Below are 23218 nucleotides of genomic sequence, written 5' to 3' on the forward strand. Positions count from 1 at the left end.
TCCTACAGGGGTCGGTGCCGCCCATGAGAGCGGCGCAGGATTCTAGCTGTTGTGGGAGCCTCCCATGTTGAACACCCTCTTACCCATCCTGCTGTTCGCCGCCCTCGGCCTGGCGGTGCTCGGCGCCCTGCGCCGGGTGCGCATGTGGCGGCGTGGGCGGCCGAGCAAGGTTGACCTGATTGGTGGCCTGCTGGCCATGCCACGGCGCTACCTGGTGGACCTGCACCATGTGGTCGAGCGCGACAAGTACATGTCCAAGACCCACGTGGCCACCGCCGGCGGCTTCGTGCTGTCGGCCGTGCTGGCGATCCTGGTGCACGGCTTCGGCCTGCACAGCACGATCCTCGGCTATGCCTTGCTGGTGGCCACGGTGATCATGTTCACTGGCGCGCTTTTCGTCTTCAAACGCCGGCTCGATCCGCCTTCACGCCTGTCCAGGGGCCCATGGATGCGCCTGCCGAAAAGCCTGCTGATGTTCGCGGCGAGCTTCTTCATCGCCACGCTTCCGGTTGCTGGCATCCTGCCGGAAGGTACTGGCGGCTGGGTGCTGGTCGTCTTGCTGGGTGTCGGTGTGCTGTGGGGCGTGTCCGAGCTGTTCTTCGGCATGACCTGGGGCGGCCCGATGAAGCACGCCTTCGCCGGTGCCCTGCACCTGGCCTGGCACCGCCGCGCCGAACGCTTCGGCGGTGGCCGCTCCACCGGCCTCAAGCCGCTGGATCTGGAAGACCCGAATGCACCGCTGGGCGTGGAAAAGCCGGTCGATTTCACCTGGAACCAACTGCTCGGTTTCGACGCCTGCGTGCAGTGCGGCAAGTGCGAGGCCATGTGCCCAGCGTTCGCCGCCGGCCAGCCGCTGAACCCCAAGAAGCTCATTCAGGACATGGTCATCGGCCTGGCCGGTGGTACCGACGCACAGTTCGCCGGCAGCCCTTACCCGGGCAAGCCGGTCGGCGAGCATGGCGGCCATCCGCACCAGCCGATCGTCAATGGCCTGGTGGATGCCGAGACGCTGTGGTCGTGCACCACCTGCCGCGCTTGCGTCGAGGAATGCCCGATGATGATCGAGCACGTCGATGCCATCGTCGACATGCGCCGCCACCTGACCCTGGAAAAGGGCGCCACGCCGAACAAGGGCGCCGAGGTGCTGGACAACCTGATCGCCACTGACAACCCCGGCGGTTTCGCCCCGGGCGGGCGGATGAACTGGGCGGCCGACCTCAACCTGAAACTGCTGTCCGAGGTGAAGCGCACCGAAGTACTGTTCTGGGTCGGCGACGGCGCCTTCGACATGCGCAACCAACGCACCCTGCGGGCCTTCGTCAAAGTGCTCAAGGCCTCGGGCGTGGACTTTGCCGTGCTCGGCCTTGAAGAGCGCGACAGCGGGGATGTGGCCCGTCGCCTGGGCGACGAGGCGACCTTCCAGCAACTGGCCAAGCGCAACATCCAGACCCTGGGCAAATACAGCTTCCAGCGCATCGTCACCTGCGATCCGCACAGCTTCCATGTGCTGAAGAACGAGTACGGTGCGCTTGGCGGCGAGTACCAGGTGCAGCACCACAGCACCTACATTGCCGAGCTGATCGCCGCGAACAAGCTCAACCTCGGCCAGCACAAGGGCGGCAGCGTTACCTATCACGACCCGTGCTATCTGGGCCGCTACAACGGCGAATACGAAGCCCCGCGCGAAGTGCTCAAGGCGTTGGGCATCGAAGTGCGCGAGATGCAGCGCTCGGGCTTCCGTTCCCGCTGCTGCGGCGGTGGCGGCGGTGCGCCGATCACCGACATCCCCGGCAAGCAGCGTATTCCCGACATGCGCATGGACGATATCCGCGAGACCGAGGCCGAGCTGGTGGCGGTGGGTTGTCCACAGTGCACGGCAATGCTCGAAGGCGTGGTCGAGCCGCGTCCGCAGATCAAGGACCTGGCCGAGCTGGTCGCCGATGTGCTGATCGAAGACGAAGCCCCTGCAACCGCGAAGTCGCAGGCTGCCAAACGTGAACCTGCGGAGGTGCACTGATGAGCGACATCATCCGCCGCGACCCACGCGCCGAGTGGATCGCCCGTAACCGCCTGCATCCGCTGCACGCGGCGATGCAGACGCAACAGACGAGCTGGATGGGCCCGCACGGGATCATCCGCAAGAACCCGCACGCGATCGCCGCCGGCTTCATCGGCCCCAGCGGCCTCAAGCGCATCGACCGCAGCGGCGCCCAGCAGGGCACCGGTGTCGGCGGGCGACGCAGCGCGGCCGCCGAAGTGCAGTTGCCGCTGCACAGCGTGGCGCAACCGGCCTTCTACATTGCCGTGGTCCCGGACATGGTCGGTGGTCGCCTGGGCAGCCATGACCGCGACCTTTTGGGCCTTGCCCACAGCCTTGCCGGCGGCGACGGCGCGGTGCTGGCCATCGTCTTTGGCGAGCACAAGGAAAACAACTTTTCCACAGCCGGCGTCGATCGCTTGCTGGTCATCGAGGGCGAGGCCTTCGCAGGTTATGCACCGGAGCAGCTGGTCCAGGGCCTGCGGGCTGTGGATAACCAGTTCGCGCCGCGTCACTGGCTGCTGCCTGACAGCCGTACCGGTGGCGGCGAACTGGGACGTCGCCTGGCCGCGGCGCTGGGCGAACGCCCTGCGACGCGGGTGTGGCAGGTCAAGGACGGCCAGTGCATCGGTCGTGCCGGTGCCGGCCAGCAGGATATCCAGCGGAGTGTGCCACGCCTGATCCTGGCCGCCGCCGAATGTGCCGAGCCGGTCAGCGAAACCCGTCATGAAGCGTTGCCGGTGGAGTTGTCCACAGGCGTGGCACGCAGCCTGTCGCGTATCGAAGACCTGGGTTCGGTGGCCGTGGACCCGGCGGCCATCGCCATGGCCGAGGCCGAGTTCATCGTCTCCGGCGGCAACGGCGTCAAGGATTGGGACCTGTACCACCGGGCCACGGCGGCCCTCGGCGCCACCGAGGGCGCATCGCGGGTGGCGGTGGACGACGGCTTCATGCCGCGCAACCGCCAGGTCGGCGCCACCGGCACCTGGGTCACGGCGCGGGTCTATGTGGCTGTGGGTATCTCCGGTGCCATCCAGCACCTGCAGGGTATCGGTGCCTGCGACAAGGTGGTGGCGATCAACATGGACCCGGGCTGCGACATGATCAAGCGAGCTGACCTGTCGGTGATTGGTGACAGCTCGGCAATTCTCAAGGCACTGATCGAGGCTGTGGACAACTTCCGCAGCGGCGGCCAGCGCGACGCGGCATAGGGGCAGCGAGCATGAGTACGAAAGTCATCAGCCTGGTCTCGATCGGCGCCCACCCCAGCTCCGGCCGCGCCCGCCGCGCCGAGCAGGATGCCCGTGCCGTGGAACTGGGCTTGCAACTGGCTGGGGATAACTTGCAGGTGGTGCACGCCGGCGATCCTCGCGAAGAGGCACTGCGTGCCTACCTGGGCATGGGGCTGGATCATCTGGATGTGCTGGAACAACCCGCCGGCGCCGATGTATTGGGCGTGCTCGGCGATTATCTGCGCGACGCGGGTGCCCAGCTGGTGCTGACCGGCAGCCAGGCCGAAACCGGCGAAGGCTCGGGCATGCTGCCGTTCCTGCTGGCCGAGAAGCTGGGCTGGCCGCTGGTGGTGGGGTTGGCCGAGGTCGAGTCCATCGACAACGGTACCGCCCAGGTGCTGCAGGCTCTGCCAAGGGGTCAGCGGCGTCGCCTGAAGGTGCGCCTGCCATTGCTGGCAACTGTGGATAACGCTGCGCCCAAGCCTCGACAATCGGCGTTCGGCCCGGCCCGGCGTGGTGTACTGGCGGCGCGCAATGTGGCAGTGATTGAGGATTCGTTGCTGGCCGAGGATGCCCTGCAACCTGCCAGGCCACGGCCCAAGCGGCTCAAGGTGATCAAGGCCAAGAGCGGCGCCGACCGCATGAAGGCCGCGACGGCCAAGGCCAGTGGCGGGGGGGGCAAGGTGCTCAAGGATGTATCTCCACAGGAAGGCGCCGAGGCTATTCTCAAGCTGCTGGTAGAGGAGGGGGTACTACGCTGATTTTGCCCACATTCACTGTTGGTCACGCTGTGGATAAACTGTTCGAATACCGCTGAAGCCCTTGTCAATCAATGTGTCTGCAGGTTTGTTCAATTTCTGAGCACTGGCATCTCCATTCATCATGGAAGCTATAGCGAACTGGGATTGATATGAGATATGCACAGACATATGCACAGACCTTGATTGGAGGGGGTTGTCAACAAAGCTTGTTCATGTCTCTGTGGACAAGTTGTTTGTGCAAGGCTGCAAGCACCGGACTCATTGGACTGCGGAGGAGTGACTATTTTTTGTTCATCAATGGTCGGAAGCAGACAGGCGAAGCTGTGCCTGTGAGTTGTTGAAAAGAGGACCCACTTTACCAGGCGGGCTGCATGACCCTGGTAATTTTGCTAGTTAACGCTCCCTGACAGGCGGTGGTAGTGTTGCTGCCAGGTCAGACAGGGGCTTATCTATGTTCACGGCAAAGCTGTTGGTCACAGACCATCTACTTAGTCCTAGCCTTGTACGGGGGACGTCAGGGAGTGCGCCTGTCTCCTATACCCCCTACGGTGACCGTTCTTCGCGAACGGGTTTCGCATGCACAGGCTTCTCAGGCCAGTTTCGTGAGCCAATCTCAGGCAGCTATCTGCTGGGCAATGGCCGCAGGTCCTACAACCCTCAGCTGATGCGCTTCCATTCACCCGATGCACTAAGCCCATTTGCTGCCGGAGGCCTGAACCCCTATGCGTACTGCAAAGGTGACCCTGTCAACATGACCGACCCAAGTGGCAATTTCCCTGGATACAAGGCGACAGTGATGGGGAACGCGCCGGCACTCTATACGGCAGGTAAAATGGTAGTCAGTAGTCTCTACAATAGAACACTGCCATCGGCTAAAGATACCGTTGTCACGCTCGCCACAGCAGCAGTTGGCGGTGTAGGTATGTATGGTGCTCTGTTGCAGTATCACGGCGATCCGTTGGGTGATGATTATGCTAACTGGACAACGGCGATAAATGGAGTTGGAACGACTGCATATTTATTTATGAGTGATCTGCTGAAAGGCGGTACGTTAAGCCTTGAAAAAGTTCGGGAAGTCGGTGGAAAGGTGGCCAGTTATACCCGCGAAAGTTTCCGGACTCGACATGCAAGAGAAATCGAAATGGAGGAGTTGACCAAAGAAAATAAAAAAGTGCTTAGCACATTCAAGCCGCAGGAAAGCGTGGTAAACCTCCTAGGCACAAGTCCAGGCTCGTCGAGTTCGGGTAGCGTGCCTCCTCTTACTAGTTCTGCTGGATCGCTAATACGAAGCTGATTAGTCACCTGGCTAGATAGTATTCGGCTTCGGCGCAACTACGGGTTATTCGTGCTGTTTCGACCTGTCGAGGTACCGACTATGAGCGTTTCATCATCATTGTTGCAGACGGATCTTCAGTACAGTGCCCTGGCCGCCATGCTTAGAGACGGATCTCGGTTCATTGCTTATACGGTATATGGCGCGTCTCCGGTAATAGTCGCTGGTACCTTGACGGGTTTTGATGGAGTAGTGCGAGACGGCTGTTTGGGGGGGTATCTGCTTGGAAATGGTTATCGTGTATACAGCCCCATGCTGATGCGTTTTTATTCTGCCGACCAGGTGAGTCCATTTGGGCGAGGTGGAGTAAATGCTTATGCGTACTGTCAGGGTGATCCAGTCAATTATCGAGATGACTCTGGGAGGGTGCGGAAACCTGCTCGAAAAATATCACTATCTGAATTCCAACTGGCTTCATTGGCAAGCCTGGCTAAAGAATTGACAAAAGAAATAAGTATCTTGGATGAACAGCTTGAAAAAAGCGGAAGGTTGTTGAGGAGTAGCCCGTCGCGTGGAGCGCCAAGTTCCGCAGAGAAAAGCCTTCGGGAGTCGATGGTGCAATTACAACTGAAAAGGCATGAGGTCGAGAAGTCTCTTGTAACAGTTAATAATGAAAGCGCCAAGCTTTCGCAGTCAACATCAGCGACGTCATCGGAGTCAGAGTCACAAGCTAGTCAGCCTACTTCGCCCACACTCGCACTAATTTCTGTGCAGGTTCGTCAATCCTCTAGCTCTTCAGTTCACCATGATCCAGAAGCGCCTCGCCAAGTAAAAGAGCATTATTTTGTCTACCCAGGCAGGTGACACACCATGAGACAGGCTACTGTACTTCTAGAAGTTGACAGGCAGAAGAGTGCCTTGAATCTCAATTCGGGTCGTGGGTACACGCCGTTTGGCTACAGGCAGGCATATTTTTCGCTGATGGGTTTCACAGGTCAGTTATGTGAGCGTGGCCAGGGGGCGTATGCGCTCGGGAACGGACACCGCTTCTATAACCCCTGGTTGATGCGCTTCCATTCTCCAGATGCATTAAGCCCTTTTTCCCAAGGGGGGATAAATGCTTATGCCTATTGCGCGCTCGACCCCATAAATCATGTCGATCCTAATGGTCGATGGCTTTATACCGTCGCGAAGAACAATCTCGTGACGGTAAAAATATTCATGGAAGGAATTTATGTTGGTCAGAAGCTTGTAAAGCGCTATATCACCGGTTCAGAGGAGGGGTGGTATGAACCGAGAAAAGTTGGCGAGTATGTTTCCTACGCTTTCAAGGGGGCTGCAGTGGCGTTGTCAGCGATGTCTGAGCTTATAAGCAATCTACCAGGCCCTACGACGCCAAAAGAGCAGGATAGTTACGATCGACTAATGAGTGCCGCCGACAATTTGAAAGGCGCTGCCGCAGTTTTAAGTCTGGGTGCGACAGGTATCGAGATTCTCATCGCAAGTGTAGACATTTATAAAATGGTACAAAAAAATAGGCGAGTCGATGTGCGTCGTGAGGCCGATATGTTGAGGCAGGCCGAGCAAAATGATGATCTACTGAACAGGCTGTAAAAGGCGATGTTTGATCTGGCAAGAGGAACTTGCCGCAGTCGTTACACCCCATCCCAGTGATGACAGGGCTATAGCCGCATCTTCGCATGATGAAGGTGGAATGCCCTACTTGCCGCTGGTTCAGTACTAGGCAGCACGTAGGGCCTGGGGTTACTGAGAAATGACTTCCTTTAGATAAGGCGCCGGCTCGGCACCAAGATTGTTAAGCAAGCGTTGGCTGTACCAGTCAATAAAGTTCACCACCCCGAACTCATAGGTCTTGGAGTACGGGCCAGGCTGGTAAGCGGTAGAATTGATCCCCCGCTGGTTCTCCTCCGCCAACCGACGATCCTGGTCGTTGGTGGCATCCCATACTTTGCGCATCTCCTCTGGGTTGTAATCAACCCCCTCGACCGCATCCTTATGCACCAGCCACTTGGTGGTGACCATGGTCTCCTGCGCGCTGATCGGCCACACGGTGAACACGATCATATGGTCGCCCATGCAGTGGTTCCACGAATGCGGCAGGTGCAGGATGCGCATTGAGCCTAGGTCCGGATTCTTGATACGGCCCATCAGCTTCTGGCAGGCCTGCTTGCCGTCCATGGTCATCGACACGGTGCCCTTGAGCAGTGGCATGCGCACGATGCGGTTACGCAGGCCATGGCTCTTGTGCAGGTACGGAATCCCCTCGGCTTCCCAGGCGGCGGCCGAGGCGGCCACGTGGTCCTTGAATTCCTGGCTGGCGCGCGGGTCGTTGGTGTCGTCCCATTCCAGCAGGGTCTTCAGCAATTCGGGGTGTGAGCCACTGCAGTGGTAGCACTCGCGGTTGTTCTCCAGCACCAGTTTCCAGTTGGCCTTCTCCATCAAGGTGGTCTGCACCGCCACCTTGGTGTTCTCCATGTCGTACGGTTCCATGTAGTGGTCGAGGGTGGCGAGGAACTCGTCGATGGCTGGCGGGTTCTCGGCCAGGCTGATGAAGATGTAGCCACCGGCCACCTTCACGTTCACCGGTTTGAGGCCGTACTGGTTCATGTCGAAGTCGGCGCCCATCTCGGTGCCGGCGAACAGCAGGCGGCCATCGAGCTCATAGGTCCACTGGTGGTAGTGGCAGACCAGCTTGGCCACCTTGCCTTTGTCGCTGACGCACAGGCGCGAGCCGCGGTGGCGGCAGACGTTGTGGAAGGCATGCACCTTACCTTCGGCGCCGCGTATCACGATGATCGGGTTCTTGCCGATCTGCAGGGTGATGTAGTTGCCCTTGGTCGGGATCTCGCAAACCATGCCGGCGATCAGCCACTCCTTGTGGAAGATCTCCTGCATGTCGATCTGGAACAAGCGCTCGTCGCAGTAGAACGGCTGCGGCAGCGAGTAGGTGCGCTCGCGGGTCTGCAGCATTTCGGCGGTGGCCTTGCGTGCAGGTTCCAGTGGATCGCCCAGGCTCAGGGTTGCGGTGACGTCCATCGTGTGGTCCTCGTGGCCGCGCGCGGCCGGCTGAAGTGGCTAATCGTTGTTGTAGTGCCGCAAGGCTGTTGTTAGCGATAAACAACCTGTTGTTTTGCCGAGGAGTGTGCGTCCGGGCCGGGAAATGACCATATCCACGGGCGACATGGCCGCATCGAATTCCGACGCGCCAACCCTTGTAGCGCGGGGCTGGTCGCGATGAGCACGCCGATGTCGCGGATGGGAATGTACGGCGCGGTGCGCTTGCGCATTATCGGAGCCATGAGAATGGCCGACAGTCGGCTGCTGGAGATGAACATGTCCGATACCTTCCTCAATCCGGTTACCACCCAGACCTGGGCCAATGGCCGCCACATCGTGCGCTGCGTCAAGGTCATCCAGGAAACCTGGGACGTGCGCACCTTCTGCTTCATGGCCGACCAGCCGATCATGTTCTTCTTCAAGCCCGGGCAGTTCGTCACCCTGGAACTGGAGATCGAAGGTAAGCCTGTGATGCGTTCGTACACCATCTCCAGCTCGCCGTCGGTGCCCTACAGCTTCTCCATCACCGTCAAGCGCGTGCCGGGTGGGCTGGTGTCCAACTTCCTCCACGACACCATGCATGAAGGCGCTGAACTGCCGGTGCACGGGCCGGTGGGGTTGTTCAACGCCATCGACTTCCCCGCGGGCAAGACGCTTTACCTGTCCGGCGGCGTCGGCATCACCCCGGTGATGTCCATGGCCCGCTGGTTCTACGACACCAACGCCAATGTCGACATGGTGTTCGTGCACAGCGCCCGCTCGCCGAAAGACATCATCTACCATCGCGAGCTGGAGCAGATGGCCTCGCGCATCCCCAATTTCAGCCTGCACATCATCTGCGAAAAGCATGGGTTGGGTGAGCCCTGGGCCGGTTACCGCGGTTACCTGAACCAGCGGCTGATGGAACTGATTGCCCCGGACTACCTGGAGCGCGTGATCTTCTGCTGCGGGCCGACGCCCTACATGAACGCGGTCAAGCGCATGCTCGAGGCGGTCGGCTTCGACATGAAGAATTATCACGAGGAATCGTTCGGTGCGACGCCGCCTGAGGCGAAGGCCGACGCGGTGGAGCATGCCGAAGCGGCTGCCGATGCGCCGGAAGTGGATGTGGCCGACCTCAACCTGGTGGAGTTCGTCGGTAGCGACAAGAGCATCCGCGTGGCCCCTGGCGAGACCGTGCATGCGGCGGCGGCCAAGGTCGGGCTGATGATCCCCAAGGCCTGCGGCATGGGGATCTGCGGCACCTGCAAGGTACTCAAGCTCGGCGGCGAGGTGGAGATGGAGCACAACGGCGGGATCACCGAGGAGGATGAGGCCGAGGGTTACATCCTGTCGTGCTGCAGCGTGCCGAAGGGGGATGTGCGGATCGAGTATTGATCTACATTCGCAGGGGCCGCAAAGCGGCCCGGGTTACATGGGGTGCCTGATAATTTTGCCAGTTCCACTAGCGCCGCATCGCTGCCAATCTTCGGATGGAATTCACGGCGAAGGATTGTGGACAATGCCTACCTACTTGTTTGCCTGCGACAAGCAGAACACCCCCCTTGGCGGCATTGGTTTTTCCGATCGGGGCTTTACCGCCTATGGGGCGTTAACGTCACCGATCAGCCCGATGACAGGTTTCTGTGGACAGCCTCGTGACGCCCGGATGGATCGCTATCCATTAGGCAATGGGCACCGTCGGTACAGTCCTGCCTTGATGCGGTTCCAAGAACCTGACACGTTGAGTCCGTTCGACAAGGGCGGCATCAACATGTACATGTATTGTGCGGGAGATCCGGTGAACCGGCTTGACCCGACTGGCGGATACTCTGCCTTGGTCTCGCAGATCATTCAGCGCTCCGGGACCATCGCATTGCATACCGCCTCGCCGCTGGCGTTGTTGTTGGGGCCAGAGCCCAAGGGGGCGTTGGCGGTGAACGCCACACGGGTTGCCCTGGCTGGTTCCGCCACCAGTGTGGTGGCAGCAGGGTTGGGGTTGGCCGGGGTGGGGGCGGCTACCTATGTTGCCAATGCCGGGACCGCACTGCTGGCAGCGGGAGCAGGAACTCGGATTGCCAAGGCGGTCTGGGAGAACCGAGCGGAGCTCTGGCAGTATGTCAAGGAAAGTGTCAGCACCAATGTAAGGGCAGTGCTGGGCCTGCGCAGAGAAACAAGTACGCCGTCGACAACCGATGGAGCTTCCAGCGTTCAGGTATCCACGGTTGACCACGAAATTGTGTCACTGGGTGGATCCATGAATGGCATCAGGACCTCTACCTGATGCCATTGGGTTAGAGGCAGTTAATCGCGGGCTTGCCTCGCTATGGCTGTAAAGGTCAGGTACGGAAGCGGGCCACCAGGCCGTTCAAGTCAACCGCCAGGCGCGACAGCTCGGCACTCGCCGCGCTGGTCTGATGTGCCCCGGTAGCGCTCTGCACCGACAGGTCGTTGATGTTCACCAGGTTGCGGTCCACCTCGCGGGCGACCTGAGCCTGTTCTTCCGCCGCACTGGCAATCACCAGGTTGCGCTCGTTGATCTGCGCCACCGCACCGGCGATGGTGTCCAGCGCCAGGCCCGCGCCACGGGCGATGTTCAGGGTTGACTCGGCGCGCTCGGTGCTGGTGCGCATCGAGTCCACGGCCTGCTCGGTGCCGCCCTGGATGCTGCCGATCATCCGCTCGATCTCGCTGGTGGACTGCTGGGTGCGATGCGCCAGTGCGCGCACCTCGTCGGCGACCACGGCGAAGCCACGACCGGCCTCGCCGGCGCGGGCGGCCTCGATGGCGGCGTTGAGCGCCAGCAGGTTGGTCTGGTCGGCCAGGCCGCGGATCACGTCGAGCACCTTGCCGATATCGCGGGACTGCTCGGCCAGGTGGGTGATCAGCTTGGCGGTGGACTGTACGTCGCCGCTCATGCGTTCGATGGCGCCCACGGTCTCCATCACCAGGTCGCGGCCATCGCCTGCCGAACGGCTGGCTTCGCTGGAGGCCTCGGAGGTGCTTACCGCGTTGCGGGCCACTTCCTCGACCGCGCTGGTCATCTCGGTGACGGCAGTGGCGGCCTGCTCGATCTCGTTGTTCTGCTGCTGCAGGCCACGGGCGCTTTCGTCGGTGACGCTGTTCAGCTCCTCGGCGGCGGAGGCCAGCTGGGTGGCGGAGCCGGCGATCAGCTGCAGGGTGTCGCGCAGCTTGTCCTGCATCTTGGCCATGGCCTTGAGCAGCCGCGCCGCCTCGTCGGTGCCTTCGGCGTGAATGCTGTGGGTCAGGTCGCCCTCGGCGATCTGCTCGGCGGCCTGCAGCGCTTCGTCGATGGGCTTGACGATACTGCGGGTAAGCAGGAAGGCGAACAGCAGGGTCAGCACCGTGGCGGCCACCAGCAGGCTGATCACCAGGGCGAAGGCGCCGCTGTACTGGTCGGCGGCCTGGGCATTGGTGGCGCTGGTCTGGTCAGTGTTGATGCGCACCAGGGTGTCCATGATCTTGTTGATCTGTTCGGAGTTGTCCAGCAGGTCGCGGTTGAGCAGGTCGCGCAGGGCGTCTAGATCGCCGGCCTGGCTCAGCGTGCGCATGCGCGCCTCGAGCTGGCGGTACTGGTTGAGCAGCAGGCCGTACTGGTCGAAGGCGGCCTTCTCGTCGGCGGCGGTCACCAGCGGCTCGTAGGCGCGGCGGGCCTTGTCGATCTGTGCGTTGCGCTCGTCCAGCAGGCGCAGGGTGTCCTGTTGGGTGGCCGGTTCGCGGTTGAGCAGCAGGCGGTAGGACAGGGTGCGCAGGCGCAGGTTGAGCGCGGTCAGCTCGTCGAGGGTCTTGATGCTGGGCACGCTGATCTCCTCGATGGTCACGCCGGCCTGGCGGATGTTGCCCATCTGGATCAGCGAGAACACGCCGAGGCCCAGCATAAGCAGGCCGATCACGGCGAACCCGAGCAGCGCGCGCGGCGCGATATTCATATTGCGTAAGGACATGGAGGCAGTTCCCAAGGCAGAAGAGGTGCCGCGATCCATGCGACGGAAGAGGACCTGCCTGCCTATCGGTCGTGACCGGCCAGTCTTGAGTCCGTCAGGCAAAAATTGTGAGGCAGCTAACTATTTTCCTGACCAGCGGTTGATCCAGGTCGGAACAAGGGAGCCGATCCTGGGTCAACCTGAACCCGGCAAACACCTTTTGAATCCGATATTTAATGGCGGGGGCGGCAGTTTTTCCTTATCGTGTGCGCCCTTTGCAACAACCGAGATAGACGCATGTTGGAAACTTCCCTGAATCAACTCGAGCAACTGGTCAGCGACCTGATGCACAAGAACGCGCAACTGGCCGAGCAAAACGCCAGCCTCGGCCAGGAACTGGCCCAGGCCAAGGAAGAGAATGACAGCCTGCAGTTGTCGCTGATGGAGCAGGAAGAGAAGCACGGCGCCACCGCCGCCCGCATCCAGGCCCTGGTCGAGCGCGCCAGCGCGGGTGTCGTGAACGCATGAGACTGCAAGCGCAGCCGGTCAATGTCGTGTCGATCCTGGGTAACGACTACTCGCTCAAGGCGCCCGAAGGCCAGGAAGAAACCCTCTCCCAGGCCGTGCGCATGCTCAACGTCGCCCTGGCCGAAACCAAGCGCAACTATCCGACCCTGATCGGCGACAAGCTGCTGGTGCTGGCCGCCCTGAATTTGTGCTCCAAGCAGATCGAACTGCAGCGCGAGCACGACCGCACCCTCGAGCGCACCCAGGCGCAGATCGACGCCACGGTCGATGCCATCAGCAAGGCCGTCTCCGACGTCTGACTGACGCCATCGCGCGGCGACTGGTAGCAGGCTTGCCCCGCGACTAGGGCGGCCGTTGTGTCGCGGATCACTGGAACAACTGGATACTTAAGTGTATACACTTCCCGAAAAACAATAATTATCGGGGAGTGGAACATGCGCATCTGGCGGCGGAGTATCCAGTGGCAACTGATCGCAAGCATGGGCGCCGCCCTGCTGGCGAGCATCCTGGTGGTGGTGGCGATCTATACGATGGCGCTCAACCGCCTGACCGAGCGCTACCTGGTGGACACGGCGTTGCCGGCCAGCGTCGAAGCCATTCGCAACGATATCGAGCGCATGCTCGGCCAGCCGCTGGTGGCGGCGGCGGACATTGCCGGCAACACGCTCCTGCGCGACTGGCTGGCCGCCGGTGAGGCCCCGGCCGAGCTGCCGCGCTTCATCGAATACCTGGAGGCGGCCAAGCAGCGCAACCACGCCTTCACCACTCTGTTCGCCTCGACTGTCACCGGCCACTACTACAACGAGAAGGGGCTGGACCGCACGCTCAGCCGCGCCAATCCCAAGGACAAGTGGTTCTACGGCTACATCGACAGTGGTGCCGAACGCTTCATCAATATCGATATCGACGGCTCCACTGGCGAGCTGGCGCTGTTCATCGACTATCGGGTCGAGAAGGACGGCCAGCTGGTCGGCGTGGCCGGCATGGGCCTGCGCATGACCGAGCTGTCGAAGCTGATCCACGACTTCAGTTTCGGCGAGCACGGCAAAGTGTTCCTGGTGCGCAATGACGGCTTGATCCAGGTCCATCCCGACCAGCAGTTCAGCGGCAAGCGCCAGCTTGCCGAGCAGCTGGACGTCGAGGCGGCCAAGGCCGTGCTGGTGGGCGGTGCAGGCCTGCGCAGCAGCCGTTTCCAGCGTGATGGCAAGGATTACCTGGCCCTCGGCTTGCCCCTGCGAGACCTGAACTGGACCCTGGTAGCCGAGGTGCCGGAAGCCGAGATCTACGCCCAGGCCCGCCAGGCCATCTGGCAGACCTGCCTGATCGGCGGCGGCGTGGCGCTGCTTTCGCTGTTGCTGGTGGTAGTGTTGGCACGCGGGTTGGTCCGGCCCATTCGCCAGGTCACCGCCGCATTGGTGCAGATCGGCGGTGGCGCGGGAGACCTCAGCCATCGCCTGGACGACTCGCGCCAGGACGAGCTGGGCGATCTGGCCCGTGGCTTCAACCGCTTCCTCGACAGCCAGCGCGGCCTGATCGGCGAGGTGCTGCGTACGACCGAACGCCTGCACCGGTCGGTGGAGCAGGTGACCCTGGTGGTGGACAACACCGCAGAGCGCTCGGGCCGCCAGCAGGAAATGACCGAGATGGTCGCCACCGCCGTGCACGAGATGGGCCTGACCGTGCAGGACATCGCCCAGAATGCCGGCTCCGCCGCCCATGCCTCGCAGTCGGCGCGTGACGAGGCGCTGCAGGCGCGGGAGGTGGTGCGCCGTTCCATCCACAACATCGAAGGCATGTCCGGGGAGATCGGCCGCGCCGCCGAGGCGGTGACGCAGCTGGCCGACGAAGTCGCCTCGATCGACGAAGTGCTGGCGGTGATCCGCAGCATTTCCGAGCAGACCAACCTGCTGGCGCTCAACGCCGCCATCGAAGCAGCACGGGCCGGCGAGATGGGCCGGGGGTTCGCCGTGGTGGCCGATGAGGTGCGGACACTGGCGCGGCGGACCCAGGTATCCACCGACGAGGTGCAGCAGATGATCCACCGCCTCAAGCAGGGCGCGGGCACCGCCGTGGCGTCGATGCAGGCGGGGCAGCAGGCGACCGGCAACGGCGTCGAGTCAAGCCAGCGCACCGGCACCTCGCTCGGTGCGATCACCGATCAGGTCGAGCGCATCAGCGGCATGAACGAGCAGGTGGCCACCGCCACCGAGGAACAGTCGGCGGTGACCGAGGAGATCAACCGGACGGTGCAGGGGATTTCCGACCTGGCGCGGCAGACGGCCAGCGAAGTGCAAGGGTGTCGCGAGGAGTGCCAGGCGTTGCGTGGGCTGGCCGATGACCTGGCGCGGCAGATGGGTGGGTTCCGCCTCTAGCTGATCGCGGGGCAAGCCCGCTCCCACAAGAGGCTTGGAATGCTCGTGGGAGCGGGCTTGCCCCGTGATGACGATATATCAGGCAGCAAAGATGGCGCGGATGTCCGCCGCCAGTTCACGCACCCGGGCTTCCTGGGTATCCCACGAACACATGAACCGCGCCCCACCGCTGCCAATGAAGGTATAGAACCGCCACCCCTTGTTGCGCAGCACTTCCAGCGCATGCTCCGGCATCTGCAGGAACACGCCGTTGGCCTCCACCGGGAACATCAGCTCCACCTCCGGCAAATCGCTCACCAGCGATGCCAGCAGCTGCGCGCAGTGGTTGGCATGCTTGCCATGACGCATCCACGCGCCGTCTTCTAGCAGACCAACCCATGGCGCCGACAGGAAACGCATCTTCGATGCCAACTGCCCGGCCTGCTTGCAGCGGTAGTCGAAGTCCTCGGCCAGGGCGCGGTTGAAGAACAGGATCGCCTCGCCCACCGCCATGCCGTTCTTGGTGCCGCCGAAGCACAGCACATCGACCCCGGCCTTCCAGGTCAGTTCGGCCGGCGAACAGCCGAGGAACGCGCAGGCATTGGTGAACCGTGCGCCGTCCATGTGCAGGTTCAGGCCCAGTTCCTTGCAGGTGGCGCTGATCGCCTTGAGCTCGTCGGGGCGGTACACCGTGCCCACTTCGGTGGCCTGGGTGATGGTCACCACGCGGGGCTTGGGGTAGTGGATGTCCTGGCGCTTGAGGGCCACTTCGCGGATCGACTGGGGCGTGAGCTTGCCGTTGACGCTGGCGGCGGTCAGCAGCTTGGAGCCGTTGGAGAAGAACTCCGGCGCGCCGCATTCGTCGGTCTCGACGTGGGCGGTCTCGGAGCAGATAACGCTGTGGTAGCTCTGGCACAGCGAGGCCAGGGCCAGGGAGTTGGCGGCGGTGCCGTTGAAGGCGAAGAACACCTCGCAGTCGGTCTCGAACAGCTTGCGGAAGTATTCCGAGGCGCGTTCGGTCCACTGGTCGTCGCCATAGGCGCGTTCGTGGCCCTGGTTGGCCTTTTCCATCGCGGCCCAGGCTTCGGGGCAGATGCCGGAGTAGTTGTCGCTGGCGAATTGTTGGTTGTTGTCGATCATGACGCCTGTCCTTTTGTACGACGCAGGAACGCACTCTAAACCATCGATTTGGCGGTTGCCTATACAGGCTGTTTGAGCCGGATGCGGTCTCTTGGGAGAAGCGGCGCACCGCCGCTCCCACGCAACTTTCCTCAGCGCCTTGAACAATGTCGTAAACGCGCCATTGCAAGGCGCGCGCAGGCATCTGTGCCCCGGTGCCCGGCCATACCATCGCTGCAAAGGGTGGGAAAACCCTCACCAGACAAGAAACGATCGCTGCCGGGAGATACACGATGTTCAGCAAGCAAGACCAGATCCAGGGTTATGACGACGCACTGCTGGCGGCGATGAATGCCGAGGAACAGCGCCAGGAAGATCACATCGAGCTGATCGCCTCGGAGAACTACACCAGCAAGCGCGTGATGCAGGCCCAGGGCAGCGGCCTGACCAACAAGTACGCCGAGGGCTACCCGGGCAAGCGCTACTACGGCGGCTGCGAGCACGTCGACAAGGTCGAGGCGCTGGCCATCGAGCGCGCCAAGCAGCTGTTCGGCGCCGACTACGCCAACGTCCAGCCGCACTCCGGCTCCTCGGCCAACGGCGCCGTATACCTGGCTCTGCTGCAAGCCGGCGATACCATCCTGGGCATGAGCCTGGCCCATGGCGGCCACCTGACCCACGGTGCCAAGGTGTCGTCCTCGGGCAAGCTGTACAACGCCGTGCAGTACGGCATCGACACCACCACCGGCCTGATCGACTACGACGAAGTCGAGCGCCTGGCCGTCGAGCACAAGCCGAAGATGATCGTCGCCGGTTTCTCGGCCTACTCGAAGACCCTCGATTTCCCACGTTTCCGCCAGATCGCCGACAAAGTCGGTGCGCTGCTGTTCGTCGACATGGCCCACGTCGCGGGCCTGGTCGCCGCCGGCCTGTACCCGAACCCGATCCCCTTCGCCGATGTCGTCACCACCACCACCCACAAGACCCTGCGCGGCCCGCGTGGTGGCCTGATCCTGGCCAAGAGCAACGAAGAGATCGAGAAGAAGCTCAACGCCGCCGTGTTCCCCGGCGCCCAGGGTGGCCCGCTGATGCACGTGATCGCCGCCAAGGCGGTGTGCTTCAAGGAAGCGCTGGAGCCTGAGTTCAAGAGCTACCAGAAACAGGTCATCGAAAACGCCCAGGCCATGGCCCAGGTGTTCATCGACCGCGGCTACGACGTGGTCTCCGGCGGCACCGACAACCACCTGTTCCTGGTCAGCCTGATTCGTCAGGGCCTGACCGGCAAGGACGCCGACGCCGCCCTTGGCCGCGCCCATATCACCGTCAACAAGAACGCCGTGCCCAATGACCCGCAGTCGCCGTTCGTCACCTCGGGCCTGCGCATCGGCACCCCGGCCGTCACCACCCGCGGCTTCAAGGTCGCCCAGTGCGTGGCGCTGGCCGGCTGGATCTGCGATGTGCTGGACAACCTGGGCGACGCCGATGTCGAGGCCGATGTGGCCAAGAACGTCGCCGCCCTGTGCGCCGACTTCCCGGTCTACCGCTGAGTGGAGCAGAACACCATGCAACGTTATTCAGGCTTCGGCCTCTTCAAGCACTCCCTCAGCCACCACGAGAACTGGCAGCGCATGTGGCGCACGCCGACGCCGAAGAAGGTCTACGACGTGGTCATCGTCGGCGGTGGCGGCCATGGCCTGGCGACTGCCTACTACCTGGCCAAGGAACACGGCATCACCAACGTGGCGGTGGTCGAGAAGGGCTACCTGGGCGGCGGCAACACCGCCCGCAACACCACCATCGTGCGTTCCAACTACCTGTGGGACGAGTCGGCGCATCTGTATGAACACGCCATGAAACTGTGGGAGGGGCTGTCGCAGGACATCAACTACAACGTGATGTTCTCCCAGCGCGGCGTCTACAACCTGTGCCACACCCTGCAGGACATCCGCGACTCCGAGCGTCGGGTCAACGCCAACCGCCTCAATGGCGTGGACGGCGAGCTGATCCGCACCGAGCAGGTGGCGGCCGAGATCCCGTACCTGGACTGCTCGAAGAACACCCGCTACCCGATCCTCGGTGCCACCGTACAGCGCCGTGGCGGCGTGGCCCGTCACGATGCCGTGGCCTGGGGCTTCGCCCGTGCCGCCGACGCCCTGGGCGTGGACCTGATCCAGCAGACCGAGGTGATTGGCTTCCGTAAAGAGAATGGCGCCGTGATCGGTGTCGAAACCAACAAGGGCTTCATCGGCGCCAAGCGCGTCGGCGTGGTCACCGCTGGTAACTCCGGGCACATGGCCAAGCTGGCCGGTTTCCGCCTGCCGCTGGAGTCGCACCCGCTGCAGGCACTGGTATCGGAGCCGATCAAACCGATCATCGACAGCGTGATCATGTCCAACGCCGTGCACGGCTATATCAGCCAGTCCGACAAGGGCGACCTGGTGATCGGCGCCGGTATCGACGGCTGGGTCGGCTACGGCCAGCGCGGCTCCTACCCAATCATCGAGCACACCCTGCAGGCGATCGTCGAGATGTTCCCGATCCTCTCCCGGGTGCGCATGAACCGCCAGTGGGGCGGCATCGTCGACACCACCCCCGATGCCTGCCCGATCATCTCCAAGACCCCGGTGAAGAACATGTTCTTCAACTGCGGCTGGGGCACCGGCGGCTTCAAGGCCACCCCGGGCTCGGGCAACGTGTTCGCCGCGAGCCTGGCCAAGGGCGAGATGCACCCGCTGGCCGCGCCTTTCTCCATCGACCGTTTCTACAACGGCGCGCTGATCGACGAACACGGCGCCGCTGCCGTCGCCCACTGACCCGGAGACAACCGTCATGTTGCAAATCTTCTGTCCCCACTGCGGCGAGCTGCGCTCCGAGGAAGAATTCCACGCGTCGGGCCAGGCGCACATCGCCCGCCCGCTGGACCCCAACGCCTGCTCCGACGAGGAGTGGGGCACCTACATGTTCTTCCGCGACAACCCGCGCGGCATCCACCATGAACTGTGGGACCACGTCGCGGGCTGTCGCCAGTACTTCAACGTCACCCGCGACACCGTGACCTACGAGATCCTGGAAACCTACAAGATCGGCGAGAAACCTCAGGTTACCGCCGCCTCGAAACAGAGCACCGCGCCAGCGACCGCCAAGGGCCAAGGGGAAAAAGTATGAGCCAGACCTATCGCCTCGCCAGCGGCGGCCGTATCGACCGCAGCAAGGTGCTGAACTTCAGCTTCAACGGCAAGACCTACCAGGGCTATGCCGGCGACACCCTGGCCGCCGCGCTGCTGGCCAACGGCGTCGACATCGTCGGGCGCAGCTTCAAGTACTCGCGCCCGCGCGGGATCATCGCCGCCGGTACCGAGGAGCCGAACGCGATCCTGCAGATCGGCTCCAGCGAAGCCACCCAGATCCCCAACGTGCGCGCCACCCAGCAGGCCCTGTATGCCGGCCTGGTGGCCACCAGCACCAACGGCTGGCCGAACGTCAACAACGACATGATGGGCATCATCGGCAAGGTCGGCGGCAACATGATGCCGCCCGGGTTCTACTACAAGACCTTCATGTACCCCAAGTCGTTCTGGATGACCTACGAGAAGTACATCCGCAAGGCGGCGGGCCTGGGCCGTGCGCCGCTGCAGAACGATCCGGACAGCTACGACTACATGAACCAGCACTGCGACGTGCTGATCGTCGGCGCCGGCCCTGCTGGCCTGGCCGCTGCGCTGGCTGCCGCGCGCAGCGGCGCCCGGGTGATCCTGGCGGACGAGCAGGAGGAGTTCGGCGGCACCTTGCTCGACAGCCGCGAAACCCTTGATGGCAAACCAGCCGTCGACTGGGTCAATACCGTCGTTGCCGAGCTGGAGTCGCTGCCGGAAGTCACCCTGCTGCCACGCAGCACGGTCAACGGCTACCACGACCACAACTTCCTGACCATCCACGAGCGTCTGACCGACCACCTCGGCGACCGCGCGCCCATCGGCCAGGTACGCCAACGCGTGCACCGTGTGCGCGCCAACCGTGTGGTTCTGGCTGCTGGCGCCCATGAGCGCCCGCTGGTGTACGGCAACAACGACCTGCCGGGCAACATGCTGGCGGGTGCCGTGTCCACCTACGTTCGCCGCTATGGCGTGGCGCCGGGCCGCAAGCTGGTGCTGTCGACCAACAACGACCACGCCTACCGCTGCGCTTTGGACTGGCACGACGCGGGTCTGCAGGTGGTCGCCATTGCCGATGCCCGCCACAACCCACGCGGTTCGCTGGTCGAAGAGGCTCGCGCCAAAGGTATCCGTATCCTCACCTCCAGCGCCGTGATCGAGGCCAAGGGCAGCAAGCACGTCACTGGCGCCCGCGTGGCCGCCATCGATGTGCAGGCGCACAAGGTTACCAGCCCGGGTGAAACCCTCGAGTGCGACCTGATCGCGACTTCCGGCGGTTACAGCCCAGTGGTCCACCTGGCCTCGCACCTGGGCGGTCGCCCGGTCTGGCGTGAAGACATCCTCGGCTTCGTCCCGGGCGATGCACCGCAGAAGCGCGTGTGCGTCGGTGGCGTGAACGGCGTCTATGCCCTGGGCGATGTGATCGCTGACGGCTTCGAGGGCGGTGTTCGCGCCGCCACCGAGGCCGGCTTCAAGGCTAGCGTCGGCACCCTGCCGAAAACCCTGGCGCGCAAGGAAGAAGCCACCGTGGCACTATTCCAGGTGCCCCACGACAAGGGCACCGCCCGTGCGCCGAAGCAGTTCGTCGACCAGCAGAACGATGTCACCGCCGCCGCCATCGAGCTGGCCACCCGCGAAGGCTTCGAGTCGGTCGAGCACGTCAAGCGCTACACCGCCCTGGGCTTCGGCACCGACCAGGGCAAGCTGGGCAACATCAACGGCCTGGCCATCGCCGCCCGCTCGCTCGGAATCGGCATCCCGGAAATGGGCACCACCATGTTCCGCCCCAACTACACGCCGGTGACCTTCGGCGCGGTGGCGGGCCGGCACTGCGGCCACCTGTTCGAGCCGGTGCGCTTCACCGCCCTGCATGCCTGGCACATCAAGAACGGCGCCGAGTTCGAGGACGTCGGCCAGTGGAAGCGCCCGTGGTACTTCCCCAAGCCCGGCGAAGATATCCACACCGCCGTGGCCCGCGAATGCAAGGCTGTACGTGACAGCGTCGGCCTGCTGGACGCCTCGACCCTGGGCAAGATCGACATCCAGGGCCCGGACGCGCGCGAATTCCTCAACCGCATCTACACCAACGCCTGGACCAAGCTCGACGTGGGCAAGGCCCGCTACGGCCTGATGTGCAAGGAAGACGGCATGGTCTTCGACGACGGCGTGACCGCCTGCGTCGGCGACAACCACTTCATCATGACCACCACCACCGGCGGCGCCGCCCGTGTGCTGCAGTGGCTGGAGCTTTACCACCAGACCGAATGGCCAGAGATGAAGGTGTACTTCACCTCGGTCACCGACCACTGGGCGACCATGACCCTGTCCGGCCCCAACAGCCGCAAGCTGCTGGCCGAGGTCAGCGACATCGACCTGGACAAGGAAGGCTTCCCGTTCATGAGCTGGAAGGAAGGCCTGGTTGGCGGCGTGCCGGCACGGGTGTTCCGCATCTCGTTCACCGGCGAGCTGTCGTACGAGATCAACGTCCAGGCCAACTACGCCATGGGCGTGCTGGAGCAGATTGTCGAGGCGGGCAAGAAGTACAACCTGACCCCGTACGGCACCGAGACCATGCACGTGCTGCGTGCCGAGAAGGGCTTCATCATCGTCGGCCAGGACACCGACGGCTCGATGACCCCGGACGACCTCAACATGAGCTGGTGCGTGGGTCGCAACAAGGCCTTCTCGTGGATCGGCCTGCGCGGCATGAACCGTGAAGATACCGTGCGCGAGAACCGCAAGCAGCTGGTGGGCCTCAAGCCTGTGGACCCGAACGTGTGGCTGCCGGAAGGCGCCCAGCTGGTGTTCGATCCCAAGCAACCGATCCCGATGGACATGGTTGGTCATGTCACCTCCAGCTACGCGGCCAACTCCCTGGGCTATTCGTTCGCCATGGGCGTGGTCAAGGGCGGCCTCAAGCGCCTGGGTGAGCGGGTGTATTCGCCCCAGGCCGACGGCAGCGTGATCGAGGCCGAGATCGTGTCTTCGGTGTTCTTCGATCCGAAGGGCGAGCGGCAGAACGTTTGATTCCAGGATGACGGGATCTGCGAGGGAGCGCTCAAGCCCGCTCCCTCGAGGTCAGCGTGGTTCCTCGCACAAGAATTCAAGGCAGGTAAGAAATGAGCGCTATCAACGTCTTCCAGCAAAACCCAGGCTCCGATGCCAAGGCCCAGTCGCCGCTGCACCACGCCGACCTGGCCAGCCTGGTCGGCAAGGGCCGCAAGAACGCAGGCGTGACCCTGCGCGAGAAGAAACTCCTCGGCCACCTGACTATCCGTGGCAATGGCCATGACCAGGCCTTCGCCGGCGGCGTGCACAAGGCCTTGGGTCTGGAGCTGCCGGTGGCTCTGACCGTGGTCGCCAACAGCGAGATGTCGCTGCAATGGGTGGGCCCGGACGAGTGGCTGCTGATTGTCCCCGGCGGCCAGGAGTTCGCCGTCGAGCAGAAGCTGCGCGATGCCCTCGACGGCCAGCATATCCAGGTGGTCAACGTCAGCGGCGGACAGACCCTGCTCGAGCTACGCGGCCCGAACGTGCGCGACGTGCTGATGAAATCCACCAGCTATGATGTACACCCGAACAACTTCCCGGTGGGCAAGGCCGTTGGCACCGTGTTCGCCAAGTCGCAACTGGTGATCCGGCGCACCGCCGAGGACACCTGGGAGCTGGTGATCCGCCGCAGCTTCTCTGACTACTGGTGGCTGTGGCTGCAGGACGCGTCGGCCGAATACGGCCTGGCCATCGAAGCGTAAGGAGCATTACC

20 protein-coding genes and 2 pseudogenes are annotated in these 23218 nt (G+C 62.9%); 17 read left to right on the forward strand and 5 right to left on the reverse strand.

Going from position 1 to position 23218, the window contains the following annotated elements:
- Nucleotides 1-64 precede the first annotated feature (64 nt).
- The 6 genes from dgcB (at nucleotide 65) to K5H97_RS01985 (ending at nucleotide 6918) form a co-directional block, all read left to right on the forward strand.
- Entirely contained in the window at nucleotides 65-2017 is a 1953-nt protein-coding gene (gene dgcB / locus K5H97_RS01960; protein WP_028688446.1) for a dimethylglycine demethylation protein DgcB, read from the forward strand.
- Nucleotides 2017-3249 (forward strand): electron transfer flavoprotein subunit alpha, encoded by a 1233-nt coding sequence (gene etfA, locus K5H97_RS01965; protein ID WP_028688445.1) that lies wholly within the window; start codon nucleotides 2017-2019, stop codon nucleotides 3247-3249. Before dgcB ends, etfA begins: the two co-directional genes overlap by 1 nt.
- Nucleotides 3250-3260: 11 nt before the next feature.
- Nucleotides 3261-4031 (forward strand): electron transfer flavoprotein subunit beta, encoded by a 771-nt coding sequence (gene etfB, locus K5H97_RS01970; protein WP_028688444.1) that lies wholly within the window; start codon nucleotides 3261-3263, stop codon nucleotides 4029-4031.
- Between the two features lie 451 nt (nucleotides 4032-4482).
- On the forward strand, nucleotides 4483-5325 hold the full coding sequence (locus K5H97_RS01975) for an RHS repeat-associated core domain-containing protein (RefSeq protein ID WP_081791508.1): 843 nt from the start codon (nucleotides 4483-4485) through the stop codon (nucleotides 5323-5325).
- Nucleotides 5326-5406: 81 nt separating this feature from the next.
- Complete coding sequence (locus K5H97_RS01980; protein WP_081791507.1) at nucleotides 5407-6168, forward strand: RHS repeat-associated core domain-containing protein; 762 nt, start codon at nucleotides 5407-5409, stop codon at nucleotides 6166-6168.
- Nucleotides 6169-6174: 6 nt separating this feature from the next.
- Nucleotides 6175-6918 carry an RHS repeat-associated core domain-containing protein gene (locus K5H97_RS01985; protein ID WP_051555597.1) on the forward strand — a complete coding sequence of 248 codons (744 nt, stop codon included), beginning with the start codon at nucleotides 6175-6177 and terminating at the stop codon, nucleotides 6916-6918.
- A 150-nt stretch (nucleotides 6919-7068) separates the two neighbouring features.
- Here the strand turns inward: K5H97_RS01985 and gbcA are convergent, their stop codons facing one another.
- Both gbcA and K5H97_RS01995 read right to left on the reverse strand, forming a co-directional pair.
- Nucleotides 7069-8361, reverse strand: a complete 1293-nt coding sequence (gbcA, locus tag K5H97_RS01990) for a glycine-betaine demethylase subunit GbcA (protein WP_028688443.1) — start codon at nucleotides 8359-8361, stop codon at nucleotides 7069-7071.
- A gap of 71 nt (nucleotides 8362-8432) precedes the next feature.
- Nucleotides 8433-8660: a protein GbcA gene (locus tag K5H97_RS01995; RefSeq protein WP_175406147.1), complete on the reverse strand. Its 228-nt coding sequence runs from the start codon at nucleotides 8658-8660 to the stop codon at nucleotides 8433-8435.
- Here K5H97_RS01995 and gbcB point away from each other — a divergent pair.
- Together gbcB and K5H97_RS02005 are read left to right on the forward strand one after the other, a co-directional pair.
- Nucleotides 8659-9759, forward strand: a complete 1101-nt coding sequence (gene gbcB, locus K5H97_RS02000; RefSeq protein WP_028688442.1) for a glycine-betaine demethylase subunit GbcB — start codon at nucleotides 8659-8661, stop codon at nucleotides 9757-9759. The genes K5H97_RS01995 and gbcB overlap by 2 nt on opposite strands.
- 124 nt (nucleotides 9760-9883) lie before the next feature.
- Complete coding sequence (locus tag K5H97_RS02005; RefSeq protein WP_051555596.1) at nucleotides 9884-10645, forward strand: RHS repeat-associated core domain-containing protein; 762 nt, start codon at nucleotides 9884-9886, stop codon at nucleotides 10643-10645.
- 55 nt (nucleotides 10646-10700) lie between these two features.
- On the opposite strand, the gene K5H97_RS29895 is transcribed toward K5H97_RS02005, so the two are convergent.
- Nucleotides 10701-11573: a methyl-accepting chemotaxis protein gene (locus K5H97_RS29895; protein WP_371349951.1), complete on the reverse strand. Its 873-nt coding sequence runs from the start codon at nucleotides 11571-11573 to the stop codon at nucleotides 10701-10703.
- Nucleotides 11556-12365 (reverse strand): annotated as a pseudogene (locus K5H97_RS29900) (MCP four helix bundle domain-containing protein); the annotation flags it as partial. The gene K5H97_RS29895 and the pseudogene K5H97_RS29900, both read right to left, overlap by 18 nt.
- A 237-nt stretch (nucleotides 12366-12602) precedes the next feature.
- Between K5H97_RS29900 and K5H97_RS02015 the strand changes: the two are divergent.
- From K5H97_RS02015 to K5H97_RS29910, 4 genes and pseudogenes are all read left to right on the forward strand, one after another.
- Complete coding sequence (locus tag K5H97_RS02015; RefSeq protein ID WP_028688440.1) at nucleotides 12603-12833, forward strand: hypothetical protein; 231 nt, start codon at nucleotides 12603-12605, stop codon at nucleotides 12831-12833.
- A complete protein-coding gene (locus tag K5H97_RS02020; RefSeq protein ID WP_028688439.1) occupies nucleotides 12830-13132 on the forward strand; it encodes a cell division protein ZapA in 303 nt (100 codons plus the stop codon). The genes K5H97_RS02015 and K5H97_RS02020 overlap by 4 nt, the downstream gene beginning before the upstream one ends.
- Before the next feature lie 231 nt (nucleotides 13133-13363).
- Nucleotides 13364-14341 (forward strand): annotated as a pseudogene (locus K5H97_RS29905) (HAMP domain-containing protein); the annotation flags it as partial.
- A gap of 135 nt (nucleotides 14342-14476) precedes the next feature.
- On the forward strand, nucleotides 14477-15205 hold the full coding sequence (locus K5H97_RS29910) for a methyl-accepting chemotaxis protein (RefSeq protein WP_371349952.1): 729 nt from the start codon (nucleotides 14477-14479) through the stop codon (nucleotides 15203-15205).
- A 78-nt stretch (nucleotides 15206-15283) separates the two neighbouring features.
- On the opposite strand, the gene K5H97_RS02030 is transcribed toward K5H97_RS29910, so the two are convergent.
- On the reverse strand, nucleotides 15284-16324 hold the full coding sequence (locus K5H97_RS02030; RefSeq protein WP_028688437.1) for a threonine aldolase family protein: 1041 nt from the start codon (nucleotides 16322-16324) through the stop codon (nucleotides 15284-15286).
- 272 nt (nucleotides 16325-16596) lie between these two features.
- Here K5H97_RS02030 and K5H97_RS02035 point away from each other — a divergent pair, with 272 nt between their 5' ends.
- The 5 genes from K5H97_RS02035 to K5H97_RS02055 all read left to right on the forward strand — a co-directional run bounded on the left by K5H97_RS02035 (nucleotide 16597) and on the right by K5H97_RS02055 (nucleotide 23207).
- Nucleotides 16597-17850 carry a serine hydroxymethyltransferase gene (locus tag K5H97_RS02035; RefSeq protein WP_028688436.1) on the forward strand — a complete coding sequence of 418 codons (1254 nt, stop codon included), beginning with the start codon at nucleotides 16597-16599 and terminating at the stop codon, nucleotides 17848-17850.
- 15 nt (nucleotides 17851-17865) lie between these two features.
- Nucleotides 17866-19116 (forward strand): sarcosine oxidase subunit beta family protein, encoded by a 1251-nt coding sequence (locus K5H97_RS02040; RefSeq protein ID WP_011536148.1) that lies wholly within the window; start codon nucleotides 17866-17868, stop codon nucleotides 19114-19116.
- A gap of 16 nt (nucleotides 19117-19132) precedes the next feature.
- Nucleotides 19133-19468: a sarcosine oxidase subunit delta gene (locus K5H97_RS02045; RefSeq protein ID WP_028688435.1), complete on the forward strand. Its 336-nt coding sequence runs from the start codon at nucleotides 19133-19135 to the stop codon at nucleotides 19466-19468.
- On the forward strand, nucleotides 19465-22482 hold the full coding sequence (locus K5H97_RS02050) for a sarcosine oxidase subunit alpha (RefSeq protein WP_028688434.1): 3018 nt from the start codon (nucleotides 19465-19467) through the stop codon (nucleotides 22480-22482). Before K5H97_RS02045 ends, K5H97_RS02050 begins: the two co-directional genes overlap by 4 nt.
- A gap of 92 nt (nucleotides 22483-22574) precedes the next feature.
- Nucleotides 22575-23207 carry a sarcosine oxidase subunit gamma gene (locus tag K5H97_RS02055; RefSeq protein WP_028688433.1) on the forward strand — a complete coding sequence of 211 codons (633 nt, stop codon included), beginning with the start codon at nucleotides 22575-22577 and terminating at the stop codon, nucleotides 23205-23207.
- Nucleotides 23208-23218: the final 11 nt, after the last annotated feature.

This window comes from Pseudomonas mosselii (assembly GCF_019823065.1).
Taxonomy (GTDB): domain Bacteria; phylum Pseudomonadota; class Gammaproteobacteria; order Pseudomonadales; family Pseudomonadaceae; genus Aquipseudomonas; species Aquipseudomonas mosselii.

Coding starts and splice junctions, on each gene's coding strand:
- K5H97_RS01980 (WP_081791507.1), top strand. CDS start 5,407: ATGAGCGTTTCATCATCATTGTTGCAGACGGATCTTCAGTACAGTGCC.
- K5H97_RS02030 (WP_028688437.1), bottom strand. CDS start 16,324: ATGATCGACAACAACCAACAATTCGCCAGCGACAACTACTCCGGCATC.
- K5H97_RS02035 (WP_028688436.1), top strand. CDS start 16,597: ATGTTCAGCAAGCAAGACCAGATCCAGGGTTATGACGACGCACTGCTG.
- etfA (WP_028688445.1), top strand. CDS start 2,017: ATGAGCGACATCATCCGCCGCGACCCACGCGCCGAGTGGATCGCCCGT.
- K5H97_RS02020 (WP_028688439.1), top strand. CDS start 12,830: ATGAGACTGCAAGCGCAGCCGGTCAATGTCGTGTCGATCCTGGGTAAC.
- K5H97_RS02045 (WP_028688435.1), top strand. CDS start 19,133: ATGTTGCAAATCTTCTGTCCCCACTGCGGCGAGCTGCGCTCCGAGGAA.
- gbcB (WP_028688442.1), top strand. CDS start 8,659: ATGTCCGATACCTTCCTCAATCCGGTTACCACCCAGACCTGGGCCAAT.
- K5H97_RS02050 (WP_028688434.1), top strand. CDS start 19,465: ATGAGCCAGACCTATCGCCTCGCCAGCGGCGGCCGTATCGACCGCAGC.
- K5H97_RS02055 (WP_028688433.1), top strand. CDS start 22,575: ATGAGCGCTATCAACGTCTTCCAGCAAAACCCAGGCTCCGATGCCAAG.
- K5H97_RS02015 (WP_028688440.1), top strand. CDS start 12,603: ATGTTGGAAACTTCCCTGAATCAACTCGAGCAACTGGTCAGCGACCTG.
- K5H97_RS01975 (WP_081791508.1), top strand. CDS start 4,483: ATGTTCACGGCAAAGCTGTTGGTCACAGACCATCTACTTAGTCCTAGC.
- K5H97_RS29910 (WP_371349952.1), top strand. CDS start 14,477: ATGGTCGCCACCGCCGTGCACGAGATGGGCCTGACCGTGCAGGACATC.
- K5H97_RS01995 (WP_175406147.1), bottom strand. CDS start 8,660: ATGTTCATCTCCAGCAGCCGACTGTCGGCCATTCTCATGGCTCCGATA.
- dgcB (WP_028688446.1), top strand. CDS start 65: ATGTTGAACACCCTCTTACCCATCCTGCTGTTCGCCGCCCTCGGCCTG.
- K5H97_RS29895 (WP_371349951.1), bottom strand. CDS start 11,573: ATGGCCAAGATGCAGGACAAGCTGCGCGACACCCTGCAGCTGATCGCC.
- etfB (WP_028688444.1), top strand. CDS start 3,261: ATGAGTACGAAAGTCATCAGCCTGGTCTCGATCGGCGCCCACCCCAGC.
- K5H97_RS02005 (WP_051555596.1), top strand. CDS start 9,884: ATGCCTACCTACTTGTTTGCCTGCGACAAGCAGAACACCCCCCTTGGC.
- K5H97_RS02040 (WP_011536148.1), top strand. CDS start 17,866: ATGCAACGTTATTCAGGCTTCGGCCTCTTCAAGCACTCCCTCAGCCAC.
- K5H97_RS01985 (WP_051555597.1), top strand. CDS start 6,175: ATGAGACAGGCTACTGTACTTCTAGAAGTTGACAGGCAGAAGAGTGCC.
- gbcA (WP_028688443.1), bottom strand. CDS start 8,361: ATGGACGTCACCGCAACCCTGAGCCTGGGCGATCCACTGGAACCTGCA.